The sequence below is a fragment of the Serratia sp. CY76391 genome, from assembly GCF_052166695.1.
GTDB classification, from domain to species: Bacteria; Pseudomonadota; Gammaproteobacteria; order Enterobacterales; family Enterobacteriaceae; genus Serratia; species Serratia nematodiphila.
In genome coordinates this window covers 369,932-389,430 of record NZ_JBJNOJ010000007.1, presented here as the reverse complement: position 1 = coordinate 389,430, position 19,499 = coordinate 369,932, and the positions used below count along the sequence as shown (strand labels likewise).

Here is a 19,499-nt window from a genome sequence, read left to right as displayed (position 1 = left end):
GAATCTGAATTTTTATTTTTCACGGATGATAGGGGATGAGGGGAATTATGACAATCCGACCAGTAGGAAATACGAAATTTCGCAGAAAAGAAAAGGGACGCAATTGTTTGCGTCCCTACAGGCGGTTTATTTCTTCTTGATAGGGCGGCCGGACCAATAACCTGCCAGCAGTGAACCGGAGAGGTTGTGCCAGACCGAGAACAGCGCGCCTGGCAGCGCGGCCAGCGGCGAGAAGTAGATTTTGCCCAGCGTGGCCGCCAACCCGGAGTTCTGCATGCCCACTTCGATCGCCAGCGTGCGGCAGGTGGACTCGTCGAAGCCGAACAATTTGCCGCCCCAATAGCCGCTCAGCAGACCGATGCCGTTGTGCAGGATCACCGCGATGATAACGACCAGGCCGACCGAAGCGATATGGCTTTGGCTGCCCGCCACCACCGCGCTGATGATCGCCAGAATGCACACCATCGACAACGCCGGCAACAGTGGCTCGATGCGCTTCACCACCTTGGTCAGGGTATGGTGGACGATCAGGCCCAGGCCGATCGGGATCACCACAATCTGCAGAATGCTCAACAGCATGCCCATGATATCGACGCTGATCTCGGCGTCGACGTACAGACGGGTCAGCAGCGGCGTGGCGAACACGCCCACCAGCGTCGAGACCGCCGAGATGGTCACCGACAGCGCCACGTCACCCTTGGCCAGATAGATCATCACGTTGGAGGCGGTGCCGCTGGCCACGCTGCCCACCAGCACCATGCCGGCGGACAGATCCGGCGGCATGCGGAACAGCATCGCCAGGATCCAGGCCGCCAGCGGCATGATCAGATAATGCAGGAAGATGCCTGCCGCCACCGGGCCGGGGCGCGCCAGCACGCGTTTGAAGTCGTCGAGCCGCAGCGTGACGCCCATGGCGAACATGATCAGCATCAGCAGCGGGCTGACGTAGGGGCCGATACCGGTAAAGGTGGTCGGCGTGTAATAAGCGGCGACGGACAGCAGTATCGCCCAGAGGGGGAATAAGCGCGTGAGTAGTGCCAGCATGCAGGTTTTCCTTAGCCAGATTGAGAACGGTGGATATGGTTGTGTTTTTATTGCGGGCTCAACATGCTGAACCCCTGCAGGTTTTGAACGGATTTTTTAGACGCAGGGGCGCAGCATGCTGCGCCCGCAATCAGGGATAATGACTTATTCGAACAGGTTGTGATGCAGGGTACGCACCACCTGCTCGGCTTCTTCGCCCGGCACCAGGAAGCACAGGTTATAGCTGCTGGCGCCGTAGCAGATCAGGCGGATATTGAACGGATCGAGCACGCCGAACACCTCTTTGCCCACGCCGCAGGCGCGCGACAGCTGGTTGCCGATGATCGCCACCAGCGCCAGGTTTTCTTCCACTTCCACCCGGCACAGCGACGACAGTTCGGTCAGCAGTGAGGTGGTCAGCAGGCTACCGCCGACGGAGGTGGCGCCGGTGGTGTCCATGGTCAGCGCGATGCTGACTTCCGAAGTGGTGATCAGATCGACGGAGACATTATGGCGCGCCAGGATGTTGAACACCTCGGCCAGGAAACCGCGCGCGTGCAGCATGTTCAGGCTGTGCAGCGTCAGCAGCGTTTGCTTGCGGCGCAGCGCCAGCGCGCGGAACAGCGGCGGGTTCTCGGTGGTGTTGCACACCAGCGTGCCACCGGCCGCCGGATCCTTGCTGGAGCCGACGAACACCGGAATATCGCTGCGCACCGCCGGCAACAGGGTGGCCGGATGCAGCACTTTGGCGCCGAAGGTGGCCATTTCCGCCGCCTCTTCGAAACCGATTTTGTCGATGCGCTTGGCCGCCGGCACCACGCGCGGATCGGTGGTGTAGATGCCCGGCACGTCGGTCCAGATATCCACCCGGCCGACGCCGAGCGCTTCGCCGAGCAGCGCGGCGGTATAGTCGCTGCCGCCGCGGCCGAGCGTGGTGGTGCGGCCTTTCGGCTCGCTGCCGATAAAGCCCTGGGTGACCACCAGCGCTTCCTGCAGGCGCGGCTGCAACTGCGCCCGGGCCAGTTCGCTGAGCGCGGCGCTGTCCGGCACGGCGCGGCCGAAGTGATCGTCGGTGCGCATCACTTTGCGCACGTCGAACCATTCGGCCTGCACGTTGCGGGCGCGCAGGATTTCAACGAACAGCAGGGTGGACATCAGCTCCCCATGGCTGACCAGCTCGTCGGTCAACGCCGTCGAGGTGGCCAGCGACGCGGCTTCCGACAGCATGGCGATGTTTTCCAGCAGGCGGTCTATTTCGTCGCGGATCACCGCCGGCGCCGCGAGGCGATCGAGGATGGCGTACTGGATGCGCCGGATTTCATCAAGCTGGTAATTGCGCTTGTCGGCCTCGCAACCCTCGGCCAGGGCGACCAACAGGTTGGTGACGCCCGCCGAAGCGGACAACACCACCAGGCGGACCTGCGGGTTGGCCAGCACGACGTCGGCGCTGCGGTTCATGGCTTCAAAGTCGGCGACGCTGGTGCCGCCGAACTTGGCTACCACGGTGGAATTCTGGGGTGCTGCTTGGTTCATCTAGAAACCTCGTGTCAGGGATGCCCGTTTGGGGCACTGTAATTCCATAGCCTTGGCACAAGGGGAGAGCGGTAAACAGGGGGCAGGCGTAGAGGTCAGGCTACGATACACCCAGAAGCGCCCCACCTTGTCGATCGCCCTGCGGGCGATCCCCTGGTGACAACCCAGGGGATTCAGCCCCTGTAGTCGATACGATAATGGCCGGCCATTACCCTACCTCGGCGTCGCTCCCCCTCGGGTGCCGTCAACGGAGAAACGGCTCCTCTGACACTCTACCTGGGCGACGCGCCTCTTCTGGCTTGCGCACCGGGTGCGCAAGTAGGCTGTTAGGAATAGCCGGTTATCGCCATTCTGTCAACGTACAGACGGTGAGGGATTTTCATCTTGCACCAGCGCGATAAGCGTACAGGGCATCGCGGGCGTGGAACCGGCGCCAATCGGTTGCAGAGAACCGTCTTCCTTTTGGCTGAATAGCGGAATAACGCCCTGATGTTTCTCCAAATACTCCAGCCAACCGAAATTTTCGTTCAATTTGGTCGCTTTAATGGTGGCCCCCCTGGCGAGCAGGCTGCTCAGGCGGCCGTAGGTGGCTTCCTGATTAAATAAAATTTCATGCCGGCGGAAACGCGAGCTTTCCGCGCTGGCGCCGCGCCCTTTCAGCGGCGCCCCCGAACGGATGGCGAACACGTGATCTTCGCCGAAGAGATGGCCGAAGTGGTAGACCGCCAGCGCGTTCTGGTGGCGATTGGGCGACAGCGCCAGCACCTGGGCGATATTGCTCAGATCGAGGTAGTTCTCGGCGTGTTCGGAGTAGGCGTGGCCATAGTAGGCCGGAATGCCGTCCATGCGCGCCTGACGGTAGTATTCCCAGCTGCTGTCGGTGACGATCACCGGCACGTTCAGCTTGATCAGCGCCTGCGCCAGCATGCGCGCCACGCTGTTGGCGCCGACGATCAGCACGCCGCGCGGTTTCTGCTGCTGCACCCGCAGCCAGCGCGCCATCATGCCGCTGGTCAGGCTTTGCAACACCACGGTACCGATGATGATGGCGAACACCACGGTCACCAGCCGGTCGGCACCCTGATAGCCGCTGCGCTGCAGCGTCAGCGCGAACAGCGAACTGACCGCCGCGGCCACGATGCCGCGCGGGGCGATCCAGCACAGCAGCAGCCGATCGCGCCAGTGCAGGGAAGAGCGCCAGGTCGAGACCGCGATGCACAGCGGCCGGGCGATGAACTGCACCGCCAGCAGCAGCAGGAGCAGCGGCCAGCCCATGTTCCACAGCGCCTGGATGTCGAGCCGCGCCGCCAGAATGATGAACAGCGCCGAGATCAGGATCGCCGACAGCTCCTCTTTGAACGCCAGAATATCGCTGGTGTCCACGTCGCGCATGTTGGCCAGCCAGATGCCCATCACCGTGACGGTCAGCAGGCCGGATTCGTCGGCGATGGCGTTGGAGACGCCGAAGGCGGTCAGCATAATAGCCAGCACTGCCAGGTTCTGCAGGTAGCGCGGCAGCCAAACGCGGCGCAGCGCCAGGCCGAGCAGGTAGCCGAACAGCGCGCCGGCGATAAGACCGACGGCGGCGGTCACGCCCAGCGTCCAAAACAGGTGGGTATAGGACTCCGCATTCTGCTTCAGCACGATAAACTCGAACACCAGCAGGGTGAAGATGGCGCCGACCGGATCGATGACGATCCCTTCCCAGCGCAACACCTGGTTAATGTTGGCGTTCGGCCGCACCACGCGCATCAGCGGTGCGATCACCGTCGGCCCGGTCACCACCGTCACCGCACCGATCAGCGCCGCCAGCTCCGGCGGGAAATCCAGCAGCCACCAGCTGGCGAGGCTGATGACCAGAAAGGTGACCAGCATGCCGACGGTGACCAGGTTGCGCACCACGCCGCCGAGGCCGCGTATCTCCTCGAAGCGCAGCGTCAGCGCCCCCTCGAACAGGATGATCGCTACCGACAGCGACACCAGCGGAAACAGCAGATCGCCGAACAGCAGATCCGGCTGTACCAGATGCACCGTCGGGCCGAGCACGATGCCGAACAGCAGCAGCGGCAAGATGGCCGGCAGGCGCAGCAACCAGGCCAGCCACTGCGCCAGCAGCGACGCCAGGCCGATAAGCACCAACATGAGCGGGGCGGATAATTCCATAAGCGAGATCCCTTTCAAATGACGAAATAAGCGACGATGACACAGCCTGATGACAATTCGGCAACCCCGATAACAGGCCGTTAGCCAAAAGTATAGAGTGAAAGCTGAAACGAGGCGGCAATGCGTTGACAGTTAGCGCCTATCGCAAGAAAAGAGATCATAATCACAGTCGAACAGGCTACAATCGGACAAACGCGTCATTTTTATTCTCAAGCCTAAGAGTGTTGCTATGAAAAATATCAATCCTAGTCAAACCGCTGCTTGGCAAGCCCTGCAGCAACATTATGCACAGATGAAAGACGTACGGATCGCTGACCTGTTCGCCCAAGACAGCGATCGTTTCTCCAAGTTCTCCGCGACCTTCAACGATCAAATGTTGGTGGACTATTCCAAGAACCGCATCACGCAGGAAACCCTGGAGAAGCTGCAGGCGTTGGCGAAAGAAACCGATCTGCAAGGTGCCATCAAATCGATGTTCGCCGGTGAGAAGATCAACCGCACCGAAGATCGCGCGGTGCTGCATATTGCCCTGCGCAACCGCAGCAACAGCCCGATTCTGGTCGACGGCAAAGACGTGATGCCGGAAGTGAACGCGGTATTGGCCAAGATCAAACAGTTCTGCGCGCGCGTCATCGGCGGCGAGTGGAAAGGCTACACCGGCAAGCCGATCACCGACGTGGTGAACATCGGCATCGGCGGTTCGGATCTCGGCCCTTACATGGTGACCGAAGCGCTGCGCCCTTATAAAAACCACCTGAACATGCACTTCGTCTCCAACGTCGACGGCACCCACATCGCCGAAACGCTGCAGCCGCTGAATCCGGAAACCACGCTGTTCCTGGTGGCCTCCAAAACCTTCACCACTCAGGAAACCATGACCAACGCCCACAGCGCGCGTGACTGGTTCCTGAGCAGCGCCGCCGATCAACAGCACGTGGCCAAGCACTTCGCCGCGCTGTCCACCAACGGCAAAGCGGTAGCCGAGTTCGGCATCGATACCGACAACATGTTCGAATTCTGGGACTGGGTCGGTGGCCGTTACTCCCTGTGGTCGGCGATCGGCCTGTCGATCGCGCTGTCCATCGGTTATGACAACTTCGAGCAGCTGCTGAGCGGCGCGCACGCTATGGACAAGCACTTCGCCGAAACGCCGGCGGAGAAAAACCTGCCGGTGCTGCTGGCGCTGATCGGTATTTGGTACAACAACTTCTTCGGCGCCGAAACCGAAGCCATTCTGCCGTACGATCAGTACATGCACCGTTTTGCCGCTTACTTCCAGCAGGGCAACATGGAATCCAACGGCAAGTACGTCGATCGCAACGGCAACCCGGTGGATTACCAGACCGGCCCTATCATCTGGGGCGAGCCGGGCACCAACGGCCAGCACGCGTTCTACCAGCTGATCCACCAGGGCACCAAGCTGGTGCCGTGCGATTTCATCGCGCCGGCCATCAGCCATAACCCGCTGGGCGATCATCACGCCAAACTGCTGTCCAACTTCTTCGCTCAGACCGAAGCGCTGGCGTTTGGCAAGTCGCTGGAAGTGGTGGAAGCCGAGTTCGCGGCGCAGGGCAAAACCCCTGAGCAGGTCAAGCACGTGGCGCCGTTCAAAGTGTTTGAAGGCAACCGGCCGACCAACTCGATCCTGCTGCGTGAAATCACCCCGTTCAGCCTGGGTAGCCTGATCGCGCTGTACGAGCACAAGATCTTCACCCAGGGCGCGATCCTGAACATCTTCACCTTCGATCAGTGGGGCGTGGAGCTGGGCAAACAGCTGGCTAACCGCATCCTGCCGGAGCTGGCGGGCAGCGAGAAAATCAGCAGCCATGACAGCTCGACCAATGCGCTGATCAACCGCTTCAAGGAATGGCGCTAAGCGCCTGAGCTGAAGCCAATAAAAAACCCGCCGCGGCGGGTTTTTTTTACGTCTGCAAAAAATTACAGGTTGATCGGCACTTCGAAGCTGATGCCAGCACCCACGTCGTCGGCGGTGCTGTGATCGCTGTCGGTGTACCACAGGCTGGTATCGAATTTAACCTGAGAATCGAAGCTGTAACCCCAGCCGAGCTGAATGCCTTTCAGCGTATCGGAACGCGGGAACGCCCGGTTGATGGTTTGGTTGTTCGGGTTCACCTTGGCGTACACCAGGCGGGTACTCCAACGTTGGCCATCGTCCAGCACCATTTCCACGCGACCGGACAGCATCTGGCCGTCGCCGCCCATCGCGTGGCCCAGCGGATAACCTTGCTGGTAGTAACCGCCCCGATAGATGTAGTGGTTGTACATCACGTTGTTGGCGTTGCCGTTAGAGCGGGTATCAGAACCTTCGATATGCCAGTTGATGGTGGTCGGGCCCCATTCCGGATGGCCTTCAAGCCCCAGCATATAGGCATTATGCGAAGGCAACATGCCTGCTTCATCTTCACCGGTGATCTGACCATAAAGGCTGACCGGCATGCCGATGAGCGGCTGCAGCTTGAGTTTGAAGTCAAAACCGCCCAACTGGTTGCCCGGATCGTTTTTCGGATCGCCGGTGTTGTCGTTGCCGGTTACGCCATCCCAGAAGGAACTCCAGGAGTGCGGACGGCCATCACCACCCCACATCATGACGCGTGAAGCGCCCAGCTCCAGAAAGTCGGTCGGCATCATGGTCAGGCGGCCACCGATCAGCTTGGTGTCCGGTACGGCAGCGTACTGCGACAGCTGGCCGGCGGACAACTGGTATTGCCAGCGGCCGATCCACGACAGCCACGGGGTTTCAAACGGCGATTGATCGGCGCGCTGCAGCATAAAGCCGGCCACCGGGCGCGCGGCGTCGGAGCGGATCAGGCTGCCGTCGTAACCCGGGCCCCACCACTGGGAAACCTCGCCGAAGGAGAGCCATTGGTTCCAGATCTTCACCGCGCCGTAGGAGCCGTTCATGTTGAATTTGGAACCGTCGCTGACGCGCTGATCGCCTTCCACCGAGCCCTGCAGACGCACGTCCCAGAACTCGCCGTTGGCGCCGGCGCCGATGGTCAGGCGATCGTCGGCGTACTCGTTTTGGCCGAAGCCCTGCGGGGTGCCGGGTTTATCGGTCGAGGCGTAACCGCTGACGCGGATGTTGGCTTTCAGGGCGTCAACGCGGCGTTGCACGCGGTCGATGACGTTTTTCTCGGTATTGGTGACCGGTTTGGCCTGCGCGATAACGGAACTGATCTCTTCCTGACTCAGCGGCCAGGTGGACAGGCTGACGTTGATGACGCCGCGGTCAGACAACCAGGCGAGATCGTTACGCAGATCGTTGTCAGGGGCTACCAGGCCGGCGGCGTGGCCGGACAATGCACAGGTAAACAGGCCTGCAGCGACCAGTCCGTTAAGTTTAGCGCGCATAAAGAATTCCCTTGTTAATTCGAGGTTATTGGTTTTATGTAAAGATCTCTGTGACCCATGATAGTTGACATTTCGATTTGCTACAAATCTATAAGTCAGAAACATCTTATTATAACGTGATGAATTAAATGGGGTTTAAAGTGCTTTCGTGAGGGGCGGAATTTTTAGGACAATGCCTATATTGGCACGGTTGAATCATATAAGCGGTATTCAGGAGAGGTTTTATGGCAAAAACGTCGCGTTCGATCATGATAGCGAAAGGGCTGCAGCGGGTGCTGAACGTGGGCTTATTGCTGCTGGCGGCAATTCTGGTGGTGTTTCTGGTCAAGGAGACCATCCATCTGGCGAAGGTGTTATTTATTAACAGCGAAGAGTCGTCCTCTTACCTGTTGATTGAAGGCATCGTGATTTATTTTCTGTACTTTGAATTTATCGCCTTGATCGTCAAGTATTTTGAGTCGGGTTATCATTTCCCGCTGCGCTATTTTATTTATATCGGCATTACCGCGATTATTCGTTTGATTATCGTGGATCACAAAAATCCCATCGACACCCTGATCTACGCGGCGGCGATATTGGTGCTGGTGGTGACGCTCTATCTGGCCAACACCGACCGGCTGAAACGGGAGTAGCTGAGATAAAAATGGCGGCCAGAGGCCGCCAAAGACACAGGATATAATTACCCGTCGTCTTTCAAGCGACAGCGTTGTTGACTGCACTCGCTAACCCCAGTTACTTACTGAAGTAAGCGCCTGGGCTTAGCGAGCTGGTCGCCTAGCTGTAACTTGAAATCCATAGGGTAAAAGATAAGGAAAAACATCAAACGCACTGCAGTGGCACAAATTACCCCTTCACGCCGCCGGCCGTCAGGCCACCCACCAGCCAGCGCTGCGCCAGCAGGAACACGGCGGTAATCGGTATCGCCGATAGCACCGCGGCGGCGGCGAAGTCGCCCCACAGGTAGTTCTGCGGGTTGAGATATTGCTGCATCCCCACCGCCAGCGTGTAGCTGTTCACATCGCGCAGCAGCAGCGACGCCACCGGCACTTCGGTGATGGCGGCAATAAACGACAGAATGAATACCACCGCCAGAATCGGCACCGACAGCGGCAACAGCACCAGACGGAACGCCTGCCACGGCGTGGCGCCATCCAGCGCCGCCGCTTCTTCCAGCGAATTGTCGATGGTTTCGAAATAGCCTTTGATAGTCCAGACGTGCAGCGCAATGCCGCCCATGTAGGCGAAAATCACGCCGCCGTGGGTGTTCAGGCCGATAAACGGAATGTACTGGCCCAGGCGGTCGAACAGGGCGTACAGCGCCACCAGCGACAGCACCGCCGGGAACATCTGGAAGATCAGCATGCTTTTCAACAGCGTGCTCTTGCCGCGAAAACGCATGCGGGCGAAGGCGTAGGCGCAGGTGGTGGACAGCGTCACGATACCGATGGCGGTGATCGCCGCGATCTTGACTGAGTTCCAGAGCCACAGCAGCACCGGGAACGGCGGCGGCGTCACGCTGCCGTCGGCGTGAGTGACGCTGAAGCCGAGCGCCAGCCGCCAGTGATCCCAAGAGAGGGTTTCCGGTATCAAGCTGCCGGTGGCGAAGTTGCCGGAGCGCAGCGAGATGGCGACCACCATCAGCAGCGGGAACATGATCAGGGCGATAAAGCACAGCATCAAGATATGGGTGATCCACAGGCGCAAGCGCTGGGATTTGGGTTGAACCATGGCCATCGTTATTCTCCCTAATCGAAGTTCATCTTGCTGGCTTTCAAATTCAGGATCGCCAGCGCGCCCACCAGCAGGAAGATCAGCGTGGCGATGGCGGCCGCCAGGCCGAAGTCTTGCCCGCCGCCGCCTTCGAAGGCGATGCGGTAGGTGTAGCTGACCAGCAGATCGGTATAGCCGGCCGGCGTGGTGGTGCCGATCATGTCCGGGCCGCCGTTGGTCAGCAGCTGGATCAGCACGAAGTTGTTAAAGTTGAAGGCGAAGCTGGCGATCATCAGCGGCGTCAGCGGCTTGATCAGCAGCGGCAAGGTGATGCGGAAGAAGTTTTGCCACGGGTTGGCGCCATCCATCGCCGAGGCCTCGTACAGATCGTCCGGGATCGCTTTCAGCAGCCCCATGCACAGGATCATCATGTACGGGTAGCCGAGCCAGGTGTTGACGATCAGGATCATGCTCTTGGCGGTGAGCGGATCGCTGAACCAGGCGGGTTTGATGCCGAACAGATGGCTGAGCATCATGTTGATTTCGCCGAAGCTCTGGTTGAACAACCCTTTGAAGATCAGGATCGAGATGAACGACGGCACCGCATAGGGCAGGATCAGCAGCACGCGGTAGATCGCCTTGCCTTTCAGCGCCTCCCACTGCACCACGCAGGCCAACACCATGCCGACCGCCACGGTGAGGATCACCGTCATTACCGAGAACACGATGGTCCAGATGAAGATCGACACGAACGGTTTCTTGATGCCCTCGTCCTGCAGCACCCGCAGGAAGTTTTTCCAGCCGGTGGTGACGGTATAGCCGGGGCTCAGGGTTTCCTGCGCCCAGCCGCCGTCGGCGTTGATCGCCTGATAGAAGCCGATGTCGCCGTTCGGCCGATAGCGCATCTGGGTCTGGTTATTGGTCAGCGTGCTGCCGTCTTTGTCCAGCGCATACAGCGGGCGGGTGCCGGAGAATTGGCGAAGAGAGCTCATGCGCAATTCACCGCCGTCGGGCAGTTGCGCCACCAGCTGACTCAGCGCTTGCCGATTCTGGGTGATCACCCGCAGCGTGGCGCGTTCGCCCTGCGGTGCGGCGCTCTGCGTGGTCAATGTCAGGGTTTGCGGCGCAGCGGCGTCGAGGCGGAAAGGCTCGGAAATCAACGGCTGTTCACTGTCCGGCGAGGTTAATTGCAGGCGCCATTGCTGATTTTCCGCCGGGTAGAGGCCGAAGGTGAAGGTTTTGCCGCTCTGGAACTGGCGTTGCATCAGCACCGATTGCGCGCGCTCAAAGGTCAGCTGGTTGGTGCTGCTGTAGTTGGTAAAGGCGATGGCGATGGTGCAGATCAGCGGGAACAGGACGAACAGTCCCATGCCGGCGACGCCGGGATACACATAGCGCCAGGCGTAGGCGCGGCGGTTGGCGAAGACGTAAAGTCCGGCGCTGACCAGGATCAGCGTCAGGATGGCGAACAGGTATTCACCCTGTGCATACATCAACACAATCAGGTAGCAGGTCACCAGACTGAACAGGCCGACCACCAGCCATTTCAGCGTGTCGCTTTGCCACCACTTCGATTTTTTACGCGCGGGCGTCCCGGCGTGAGCGAATTGCATAGGGCGTTCCTTTCTGTGAAGCAATGGCGGGGCGCCACGGCGCCCCGCACGACGTCGTTACTTGGTGATGCGGGTCTGCACGTCGTCCAGCGCGGCTTTCACCGTCTGACGGCCGCTGACGGCGTTGATCACTGCACTGCGTTCGGCGTACCAGAAGGCGCTCATCTGCGGGATGTTCGGCATAATCTCCCCGTTTTGCGAGTTCTGCATGGTGGCGGCGATCTTCGGATCTTTGGCCAGCGCCTCCTGATAAGACTTCAGCGCCACCGCGCCCAGCGGTTTGTCTTTGTTGACGTCCGCCAGCCCTTCGTTGGTCAGCAGGTAGTTCTCGAGGAACTCGGTCGCCAGCTCCTTATTCGGGCTGGCGGCGTTGATGCCGGCGGTCAGCACGCCGACGAACGGCTTGGACGGTTTGCCTTTGAAGGTCGGCAGCAGCGTCACGCCGTAGTTGATTTTGCTCTGCTCGATGTTGTTCCAGGCCCACGGGCCGTTGATGGTCATCGCGGTCTGGCCTTTGTTGAACGCGGCCTCGGCGATCGAGTAATCGGTATCGGCGTTGATGTGTTTGTTTTTCACCAGATCGACGATGAATTGCAGGCCGGCCTGTGAACCGGCGTTGGCGACGCCGACATCCTTGATGTTGTATTTGCCGTTTTCATACTTGAAGGCATAACCGCCGTCGGCGGCGATGATAGGCCAGGTGAAGTAGGGTTCCTGCAGGTTCCACATGATGGCGCTCTTGCCGGCGGCGCGCAGCTGTTTGTCCAGCGCCGGGATCTCTTCCCAGGTTTTCGGCGGCTGTTTGACCAAGTCTTTATTGTAAATCAGCGACAGCGCTTCGACGGCGATCGGATAGCCGATCAGCTTGCCGTCATAGCGCACGGCATCCCAGGTGAACGGGAACAGCTTGTCCTGGAAGGCTTTGGACGGGTGGATTTCGGCCAACAGGCCGGACTGCGCATAGCCGCCGAAGCGGTCGTGGGCCCAGAAAATGATGTCAGGACCGTCGCCGGTGGCGGCCACCTGCGGGTATTTTTCTTCCAGCTTGTCCGGGTGCTCGACGGTGACCTTGATGCCGGTGTCTTTTTCGAATTTCTTGCCGACTTCCGCCAGGCCGTTATAGCCCTTGTCGCCGTTGATCCAGATAACCAGTTTGCCTTCCTCAATCTTGGCGAAGGCGGAAGAAGAGAGCACCAGGGTGGCCAGTGCCGAGAGCGCCAGCGTGCGGGCGAGGGTAATGCTGCGAGTCATAATCCAGTCCTTCTTTTTGTGGGCACATAAATCAAGGAGAGACGTTTCGCGGTAATAGTGGGTCACAACGCGACATATTCTCATCCTCCCCCCCTCTACGCCCCTGAGATGAGGAGTGTGATCCAGTTAACGTTGTGCTCTATTCTGTGGCGTCAGGCACAAAATAGGGGGGCGATTTTTGCCAGCCGGATCACAGATTTGCCTTAAGCGCGGAACTTCTCATCGCCGCGGTCGTTCTCTCATCCTCCCGCCTCCTCCCCCATGAAAAATCCTGTTACGGATGATTACCCTTTCCGGTGACTCCCGCACTATCGGCACATCGATTTTTAACGCCACGCGCAGCAGGGATACCGGATTTATGTCGTCAATGCCTATCGCCACTCAGCCCACCCTGTACCGGATCCATCCGGCCAGTTTCCGTGACGGAAACGGGGACGGCGTGGGCGACGCGCACGGCATGCTGGCGGCGCTGCCGTACCTGAAAGCGCTGTCGATCGACGGCCTGTTGCTGCCGCAGACGCTGGCGCCGGAGACCGAGGCGACGGTGACGGGCGAAGGGCTGACGCTGTGGTACGGCGATGAAGCCAACCGCGTTCGCAATGCCGTCGCGCCGCAGCGGTTCGCCCACGGCGCGCTGGCGCTCGACGTGATGCCGTTCAGCGCGGAGAAGCTGGCGGCGGTGCTGCACGCCCGCCGCGCCACGTTGGCGGACAGCCTGTGGAGCACCGGGGACGCCGAGCAGCCAAGAGTGGTCAGCCGCTGGGGGCAAGGCGATCTGCGTTCCGCCGCCGCCTTTTTGACGCTGTTGGCGATGTTGCCGGCGCCGATCTGCCTGTATCAGGGCGAAGAGCTGGGGCTGCCGCATGCCGCCGGCCTGCAGGATCCGCGCGGCGCGCAAACGCCGATGCCGTGGCATGAAGCCCCCGAACAGGTCACCGCCGGGGAAATCAGCTGGTATCAGCAGGTGGCGATCGAACACCGCGCATTGGCCATCAGCCGCCAACAGCACGACAGCCACTCCACCTTACGTTACTGCCAGGCGCTGTTGGCCCTGCGCCGTTCGCCGCTCATCCAGCGCGGCGAGCTGAACGCGGTCAGCCAGCGGGACGGCGTGGTGCGCTTACTTATTACCCATCAGGATCAATGCCTTGAAGCGCTGATAAACCTGCAGCCTTATACTCAGGCGGCCGCGCCGTCTGAGGCGACCTTGCCGTTGGCATGGCAGCACGGCGCGCAGCAAGAGGGTCATCAATGGGTTTTGGCGGGCTTTGCCTCCGCCATTTTCACACGACATGTTAACTGCGAAAGCAGGGGAGTAACGCATGGCTAGCGTGACACTGCGCAGCGTTTATAAGGCCTTCGGTGAGGCCGTGATTTCCAAAGACGTCAATCTGACCATCGAAGACGGCGAGTTTGTGGTGTTTGTCGGGCCGTCGGGCTGCGGCAAATCGACGCTGCTGCGCATGATCGCCGGGCTGGAGGACATCACCTCCGGCGACCTGCTGATCGGCGAGAAACGGATGAATGAGGTGCCGCCTTCCGAGCGCGGCATCGGCATGGTGTTCCAGTCCTATGCGCTGTATCCGCACCTGTCGGTGGCGGACAACATGTCGTTCGGCCTGAAGCTGGCCGGCGCCAGGAAAGCGGAAATCAATCAGCGGGTGAACCAGGTCTCCGAGGTGCTGCAGCTGGCGCACCTGCTCGATCGGCGGCCGAAGGCGCTGTCCGGCGGTCAGCGTCAGCGCGTGGCGATCGGCCGCACGCTGGTGGCCGAGCCGGACGTGTTTCTGCTCGACGAACCGCTGTCCAACCTCGATGCCGCGCTGCGGGTGCAGATGCGCATCGAGATCTCCCGTCTGCACAAGCGCCTGCAGCGCACCATGATTTACGTCACTCACGATCAGGTCGAAGCGATGACGCTGGCCGACAAGATCGTGGTGCTCGACGCCGGTCGCGTGGCGCAGGTCGGCAAGCCGCTGGAACTGTACCACTACCCGGCCAACCGCTTTGTCGCCGGCTTTATCGGCTCGCCGAAGATGAACTTCCTGCCGGTCAAGGTGACCGCTGCGCAGCCGCAACAGGTGCAGGTCGAACTGCCCAACCGTCAGCTGGTCTGGCTGCCGGTGGACGGCGCGGGCGTTCAGCCCGGCGCCAACTTGTCACTGGGCATTCGCCCCGAACATTTGCTGCCCGGCGAAGCCTCTGAAGTGCGGCTTACCGGCGACGTACAGGTGGTGGAGCAGCTCGGCAACGAGACGCAAATCCACATCCAAATCCCGGCCATCCGTCAAAACCTGGTGTACCGCCAGAACGACGTGGTGCTGGTAGAAGAAGGTGCCACATTCGCCATCGGCCTGCCGCCTCATCGTTGCCACCTGTTCCGTGAAGACGGTACGGCATGTAAACGGCTGCACCAGGAGCCGGGCGTTTAAAGCATCAAAGTCGGTATAACAGGAGAATAATGATGACTACTCTGCGCAAACTTCCTCTGGCACTGGCTGTCGCCGCCGGTGTTCTCTCTACTCAGGCGCTGGCCGTGGATTTTCACGGTTACGCCCGTTCCGGCATCGGCTGGACCGGCAGCGGCGGTGAGCAACAGTGCTTCAAGGCCACCGGCGCCGCGAGCAAATACCGTCTCGGCAACGAATGTGAAACCTACGCCGAACTGAAACTGGGGCAGGAAGTGTGGAAAGAAGGCGACAAGAGCTTCTATTTTGACACCAACCTGGCCTATTCGGTCTCGCAACGTTCCGACTGGGAAGACGTGACGCCGGGCTTCCGCGAAGTCAACGTGCAGGGTAAAAACCTGATCGACTGGCTGCCGGGCTCCACGCTGTGGGCCGGTAAGCGTTTCTATCAGCGTCATGACGTTCACATGATCGACTTCTACTACTGGGATATCTCCGGCCCGGGCGCCGGTCTGGAAAACATCGATTTGGGCTTCGGCAAGCTGTCCGCCGCCGTGACCCGCAACTCCGAATCCGGCGGCTCTTACGGCTATCTGGATAACGAATGGAAACAGCGTCCGACCGTCAACGACACTTTCGACCTGCGTCTGGCCGGCTTGGAGCTGAACCCGGGCGGCACCCTGGAGCTGGGCGTGGACTACGGCCGCGCCAATGCGCAGGATAACTACCGCCTGGCGGACGGTGCCAGCAAAGACGGCTGGATGTTCACCGCGGAACACACGCAGAGCATCCTGAACGGTTACAACAAGTTCGTGCTGCAGTACGCCACCGACTCGATGACCTCGCAGAACAACGGCCGCAACGAAGGCGCCACCATCGATAACAACGGCAAGATGATCCGCGTGCTGGATCACGGTGCCATCGACTTCAACGATCAATGGGCGCTGATGTACGTCGCCATGTTCCAGGACATCGACCGCGACAACAACAACGGCACCACCTGGTACACCGTGGGCGTGCGCCCGATGTACAAATGGACGCCGATCATGAGCACCTTGCTGGAAGCCGGCTATGACAACGTCAAATCCCAGCGCACCGGCGATCGCAACGGCCAGTATAAAGTGACCCTGGCGCAGCAATGGCAGGCGGGCAACAGCATCTGGTCGCGTCCGGCCATCCGCCTGTTCGCCACCTACGCCAAGTGGGATGAGAAGTGGGGCTACGCCACCGGCGATGATACCGGGTATAACGCCGGCACCGCTTACAACGACACCAGCATGCATACCTTCAGCCGCGGCAAGGATGACGAAGTCACCTTCGGCGCCCAGATGGAAATTTGGTGGTAACGACAGGACGGGGAGGGCCGCAGGCTCTCCCCCAATCGCATTCGCCGCGGCCGGATCTCTTGCCTGATCCATCGCGGCGCTGAAAGAGGATATAACGATGAAAAAGAATCTGCTGTCACTCTGCCTGTCGCTGGCGCTGACCGTCGGCGCGCCTTTGGCGGCCAATGCCGATACGCCGGCCAACGTTTCCGTCGCGCCGGCCATCAGCGCCGCCACGCTGCAAAGCCTGCCGTGGCAGCCGTTGCAGCCGCCGGTGTCGCAAGAGGTGAAGCTCGACGCCGTCAGCCCGCAGCTCAATCAGGGCGAGATCCAGGGGGCGATCGCCGCCTATACGTTGCCGGCCGATCGCGGTTCGCTGGAAGTGACGCTGAGCAGCCTTGCCAAAAACAATTCGCTGTACGCGCCGAGCGTGCTGGTGCTGGACGAGCATCTGCGCCCGGCGGCATATTACCCGAGCAGCTATTTCCCTTACCAGCCGCCGGGGGCGATGTCCTCCGATCGTCTCGAAGGCACGCTGAAGCTGACGCCGGCGCTCGGTCAAAAACAGATTTACCTGCTGGTGTACACCACCCGCCAGGATTTGGTGAAAACTACGCAGCTGACCAATCCGGCCAAGGCCTATGCGCAGGGTGTGGGCAACGCGGTGCCGGATATCCCGGATCCGATCGCCGGCCACGCGACGACCGGTACGCTGAAGCTTAAGGTCACCGCTGAACAGGGCACCGGCAACGTGATGATCGGCATGCTGCAGCCTGCGCCGAGCGTGGCGCCGGTGGTGGTGGGGGCGAGCACCCCGGCCGCGGCGGCGGCACCGATGCCGACGCCGGAGAAACCGGCGGAGCCGATGCTCAACGATACCGAAAGCTACTTTAATAACGGCATCAAGCAGGCGGTGAAGGCGGGCGATATCGACAAGGCGCTGAAGCTGATGAATGAGGCCGAGAAGTTGGGCTCTACCACTGCGCGTAAAACGTTTATCAGCAGCGTTAAAGGCAAGGGGTAACACCCGGCGCTGCCGATGCTGGCTCGATGATTGGTGCGCCTTGGCGCACCTTTTTTCATCCGCGCGCCAGCGTTGCGCCGATCAACGCCAGCAGACGGGTGTTGTCCACCTGCTGCATGATGCGCACCGGCTTGCCCTGCGGCGGCGGCATACCGACCGTCAGGCGCAGGCCGCCCGGCCGCCAACGGCGTGAGCTGCCGCGCGTCAACGCCCCTTCCAGCGCCACATCCACATGGAACATCTCGGTGGTGACCAGCTGCGGTTCCAGCAGCCAGGCGATCACCAGCGCATCATGGATCCAGCAGCCCGGCAGGCGCCGCGTATGGCGCGAATAGTCGATCCACGGCAGCGTGGTGGCGCGTAAATAGCTGCACAGCGGGGTATCCGGCTGGGTCAGCGCGGCCAGATCCGCCTGGGTCAGCATGGTCTGGGTGGTGACGTCCAGCGGCGCCAGCGTGATATTGGCGCCGCTGTTCAACACCAGCCGCGCCGCTTCCGGATCCAAACCAAAATTGGTGTCCTTGATGTATCCTTCGACGTTGAACACGCCGCCCATGATCACGATCTCTTTCACCGCCTGCGCCATCTGCGGGTACAGCTGCATGGCGTGCGCAACGTTGGTCAGCGGGCCGATCGCCGCCAGCGTGATCTCGCCGGGATGCCGGCAGATCAGTTCGCCGATGGCGATGGCGGCGTCCGGTGCGGGCGCGTTGGCCAGCGAGGGGGCGGGCAAGTCGCGCCACAGCGCCGCCAGCTGAGGATCGGCGATCGGGCGGTCCAGATGGGCGCGCCACGGCTCCGGCGGCTCGCTCAGGGCGCGCGCCGCGCCGAGGGCGACCGGTACCCGGTAGCCGCTCTGCGCCAGCAGATCGGAGGCGACGGCGAAGCCCACTTCACGCGGGGTATTGCCGGCCACGATGCTGATCAGCTCCAGTTGCAGCTGCGGTTTGGCCGCCAGCGCCAGGGCCAGCGCCAGACCGTCATCGACGTTGGCGCCGGGAACGCCGTTGCCGGGATCGCAATCAATGATTAAACGCATAGTAAGGTGTCCTGAAAAACCACTAACAGCCGCATGAGTGGCGGATGCGCAGTCGAAAAGCGAATTCATGCAGCTCGGCGGGCGCGGCACCGGCGGCCAGCATGGCGATGGCCCGCTTGGCCATGGCGTCGATCGGCTGCTCGACCGCGCTGAGCGGCGGCACGCTGAATTCGGATTGCTGCGTGCCGTTAAAGCAGATCAGCGCCAGATCGTCCGGCGCGCGCAGCCCATGTTCCGCCAGCGCCGACAGGCAGCCGAGCGCCTGCTGCTCGTTGGAGGTGAAAACGGCGCGCGGGCGCGGGCCTTGCACCAGGCGCTGGGTGGCCTGGTAACCGCCCTGGCGGGTGTAGGGCACCTCGAAAATCCACTCGTCGCGCGGCGCAACGCCCGCTTCCAGCAGCGCATCGCGCCAGCCGTTCAGGCGATCCTGCGCGTTGAGCATGGTCAGCGGGCCGATAAAAATGCCGATATCGCGATAGCCGTGCTGCAGCAGATGGCGGGTCGCCTGGCAGGCGGCGTCGCGCTCGTCGACGCGAATGGCGCAGACGCCGGCCTGGCTGTCGATGGTATCTATCATCACGCAGGGCGTGCCGGAGGCGCGGATCAGATCGAACCACGGATGGCGATCGACGCTGGTGTACAGCAGGCCGTCGACCTGGCGGCGCAGCAGGTTGTTGATCAGCTCATATTCGCGCTGCCGGTCGTCGCCGGCGTCGCCCAGCAGCAGCACGCGGCCGCGGCTGAAGGCTTCCTGCTGCAGCGCCCGCGCCAGCGTGGCGAAGAACGGGTTGGAAATATCCGGCACCACCAGCCCGTAGGTTTGCGTGCTGCCGGAGGCCAGCGCTCGCGCGATGTCGTTCGGCCGGTAGCCGGTCTGCTCGATCGCCGCCAGCACGCGCAGCCGGGTGGCTTCCGCCACCGGGCGCGGGCCGTTGTTGATCACGTAGCTGACCACGGCGACGGAGGTGCCCGCTATGCGAGCCACGTCGGCGCGGGTAACGCGGCGCGCGGAGTGATTATCCAAATTGAGGTCCTGTT

15 protein-coding genes and 1 riboswitch are annotated in these 19,499 nt (G+C 61.2%); of the genes, 6 read left to right on the top strand and 9 right to left on the bottom strand.

Annotated features, from left to right (window positions below):
* Window positions 1–126 precede the first annotated feature (126 nt).
* The 3 genes from panS to ACJ8PN_RS15140 all read right to left on the bottom strand — a co-directional run bounded on the left by panS (window position 127) and on the right by ACJ8PN_RS15140 (window position 4,719).
* Window positions 127–1,044 carry a ketopantoate/pantoate/pantothenate transporter PanS gene (panS, locus tag ACJ8PN_RS15150; RefSeq protein WP_156866308.1) on the bottom strand — a complete coding sequence of 306 codons (918 nt, stop codon included), beginning with the start codon at window positions 1,042–1,044 and terminating at the stop codon, window positions 127–129.
* A 144-nt stretch (window positions 1,045–1,188) separates the two neighbouring features.
* Window positions 1,189–2,556, bottom strand: a complete 1,368-nt coding sequence (gene lysC / locus ACJ8PN_RS15145) for a lysine-sensitive aspartokinase 3 (RefSeq protein WP_004936686.1) — start codon at window positions 2,554–2,556, stop codon at window positions 1,189–1,191.
* Between the two features lie 107 nt (window positions 2,557–2,663).
* Window positions 2,664–2,858: riboswitch (Lysine riboswitch) on the bottom strand.
* Between the two features lie 52 nt (window positions 2,859–2,910).
* Entirely contained in the window at window positions 2,911–4,719 is a 1,809-nt protein-coding gene (locus ACJ8PN_RS15140) for a cation:proton antiporter (RefSeq protein WP_004936687.1), read from the bottom strand.
* Between the two features lie 229 nt (window positions 4,720–4,948).
* Here ACJ8PN_RS15140 and pgi point away from each other — a divergent pair, with 229 nt between their 5' ends.
* Window positions 4,949–6,595, top strand: coding sequence for a glucose-6-phosphate isomerase (pgi, locus tag ACJ8PN_RS15135; RefSeq protein ID WP_130017691.1), 1,647 nt, complete (start codon window positions 4,949–4,951; stop codon window positions 6,593–6,595).
* A 62-nt stretch (window positions 6,596–6,657) separates the two neighbouring features.
* Here the strand turns inward: pgi and ACJ8PN_RS15130 are convergent, their stop codons facing one another.
* A complete protein-coding gene (locus ACJ8PN_RS15130; RefSeq protein ID WP_004936691.1) occupies window positions 6,658–8,091 on the bottom strand; it encodes a capsule assembly Wzi family protein in 1,434 nt (477 codons plus the stop codon).
* Between the two features lie 224 nt (window positions 8,092–8,315).
* Here ACJ8PN_RS15130 and psiE point away from each other — a divergent pair, with 224 nt between their 5' ends.
* Window positions 8,316–8,723, top strand: a complete 408-nt coding sequence (gene psiE, locus ACJ8PN_RS15125; RefSeq protein WP_015379238.1) for a phosphate-starvation-inducible protein PsiE — start codon at window positions 8,316–8,318, stop codon at window positions 8,721–8,723.
* Between the two features lie 211 nt (window positions 8,724–8,934).
* Here the strand turns inward: psiE and malG are convergent, their stop codons facing one another.
* From malG to malE, 3 genes are read right to left on the bottom strand one after another with little or no spacing between them, the layout of a single operon-like run.
* A complete protein-coding gene (malG, locus tag ACJ8PN_RS15120) occupies window positions 8,935–9,825 on the bottom strand; it encodes a maltose ABC transporter permease MalG (RefSeq protein ID WP_021505147.1) in 891 nt (296 codons plus the stop codon).
* Window positions 9,826–9,836: 11 nt separating this feature from the next.
* The gene (gene malF, locus ACJ8PN_RS15115) at window positions 9,837–11,414 is read right to left on the bottom strand and encodes a maltose ABC transporter permease MalF (RefSeq protein ID WP_442535036.1); all 1,578 of its coding nucleotides are present in this window, start codon (window positions 11,412–11,414) and stop codon (window positions 9,837–9,839) included.
* Between the two features lie 57 nt (window positions 11,415–11,471).
* Window positions 11,472–12,665 (bottom strand): maltose/maltodextrin ABC transporter substrate-binding protein MalE, encoded by a 1,194-nt coding sequence (gene malE / locus ACJ8PN_RS15110; protein ID WP_033631965.1) that lies wholly within the window; start codon window positions 12,663–12,665, stop codon window positions 11,472–11,474.
* Between the two features lie 358 nt (window positions 12,666–13,023).
* On the opposite strand from malE, the gene ACJ8PN_RS15105 reads away from it, so the two are divergent.
* The 4 genes from ACJ8PN_RS15105 (at window position 13,024) to malM (ending at window position 17,422) form a co-directional block, all read left to right on the top strand.
* Entirely contained in the window at window positions 13,024–13,995 is a 972-nt protein-coding gene (locus tag ACJ8PN_RS15105; RefSeq protein ID WP_442535035.1) for an alpha-amylase family glycosyl hydrolase, read from the top strand.
* Window positions 13,988–15,097, top strand: a complete 1,110-nt coding sequence (malK, locus tag ACJ8PN_RS15100) for a maltose/maltodextrin ABC transporter ATP-binding protein MalK (protein ID WP_171454847.1) — start codon at window positions 13,988–13,990, stop codon at window positions 15,095–15,097. Before ACJ8PN_RS15105 ends, malK begins: the two co-directional genes overlap by 8 nt.
* Window positions 15,098–15,129: 32 nt before the next feature.
* On the top strand, window positions 15,130–16,419 hold the full coding sequence (locus tag ACJ8PN_RS15095; protein WP_015379233.1) for a maltoporin: 1,290 nt from the start codon (window positions 15,130–15,132) through the stop codon (window positions 16,417–16,419).
* Between the two features lie 97 nt (window positions 16,420–16,516).
* Window positions 16,517–17,422, top strand: coding sequence for a maltose operon protein MalM (gene malM, locus ACJ8PN_RS15090; RefSeq protein ID WP_075684492.1), 906 nt, complete (start codon window positions 16,517–16,519; stop codon window positions 17,420–17,422).
* 55 nt (window positions 17,423–17,477) lie between these two features.
* On the opposite strand, the gene ACJ8PN_RS15085 is transcribed toward malM, so the two are convergent.
* On the bottom strand, window positions 17,478–18,461 hold the full coding sequence (locus ACJ8PN_RS15085) for a nucleoside hydrolase (protein WP_442535034.1): 984 nt from the start codon (window positions 18,459–18,461) through the stop codon (window positions 17,478–17,480).
* 22 nt (window positions 18,462–18,483) lie between these two features.
* On the bottom strand, window positions 18,484–19,485 hold the full coding sequence (locus ACJ8PN_RS15080; RefSeq protein WP_442535033.1) for a LacI family DNA-binding transcriptional regulator: 1,002 nt from the start codon (window positions 19,483–19,485) through the stop codon (window positions 18,484–18,486).
* Between the last annotated feature and the right edge of the window lie 14 nt (window positions 19,486–19,499).

Excerpts from the sequence above, each read along its gene's own strand:
- panS (WP_156866308.1), bottom strand. The coding sequence starts at position 1,044 with ATGCTGGCACTACTCACGCGCTTATTCCCCCTCTGGGCGATACTGCTG.
- lysC (WP_004936686.1), bottom strand. The coding sequence starts at position 2,556 with ATGAACCAAGCAGCACCCCAGAATTCCACCGTGGTAGCCAAGTTCGGC.
- ACJ8PN_RS15140 (WP_004936687.1), bottom strand. The coding sequence starts at position 4,719 with ATGGAATTATCCGCCCCGCTCATGTTGGTGCTTATCGGCCTGGCGTCG.
- pgi (WP_130017691.1), top strand. The coding sequence starts at position 4,949 with ATGAAAAATATCAATCCTAGTCAAACCGCTGCTTGGCAAGCCCTGCAG.
- ACJ8PN_RS15130 (WP_004936691.1), bottom strand. The coding sequence starts at position 8,091 with ATGCGCGCTAAACTTAACGGACTGGTCGCTGCAGGCCTGTTTACCTGT.
- psiE (WP_015379238.1), top strand. The coding sequence starts at position 8,316 with ATGGCAAAAACGTCGCGTTCGATCATGATAGCGAAAGGGCTGCAGCGG.
- malG (WP_021505147.1), bottom strand. The coding sequence starts at position 9,825 with ATGGCCATGGTTCAACCCAAATCCCAGCGCTTGCGCCTGTGGATCACC.
- malF (WP_442535036.1), bottom strand. The coding sequence starts at position 11,414 with ATGCAATTCGCTCACGCCGGGACGCCCGCGCGTAAAAAATCGAAGTGG.
- malE (WP_033631965.1), bottom strand. The coding sequence starts at position 12,665 with ATGACTCGCAGCATTACCCTCGCCCGCACGCTGGCGCTCTCGGCACTG.
- ACJ8PN_RS15105 (WP_442535035.1), top strand. The coding sequence starts at position 13,024 with ATGTCGTCAATGCCTATCGCCACTCAGCCCACCCTGTACCGGATCCAT.
- malK (WP_171454847.1), top strand. The coding sequence starts at position 13,988 with ATGGCTAGCGTGACACTGCGCAGCGTTTATAAGGCCTTCGGTGAGGCC.
- ACJ8PN_RS15095 (WP_015379233.1), top strand. The coding sequence starts at position 15,130 with ATGACTACTCTGCGCAAACTTCCTCTGGCACTGGCTGTCGCCGCCGGT.
- malM (WP_075684492.1), top strand. The coding sequence starts at position 16,517 with ATGAAAAAGAATCTGCTGTCACTCTGCCTGTCGCTGGCGCTGACCGTC.
- ACJ8PN_RS15085 (WP_442535034.1), bottom strand. The coding sequence starts at position 18,461 with ATGCGTTTAATCATTGATTGCGATCCCGGCAACGGCGTTCCCGGCGCC.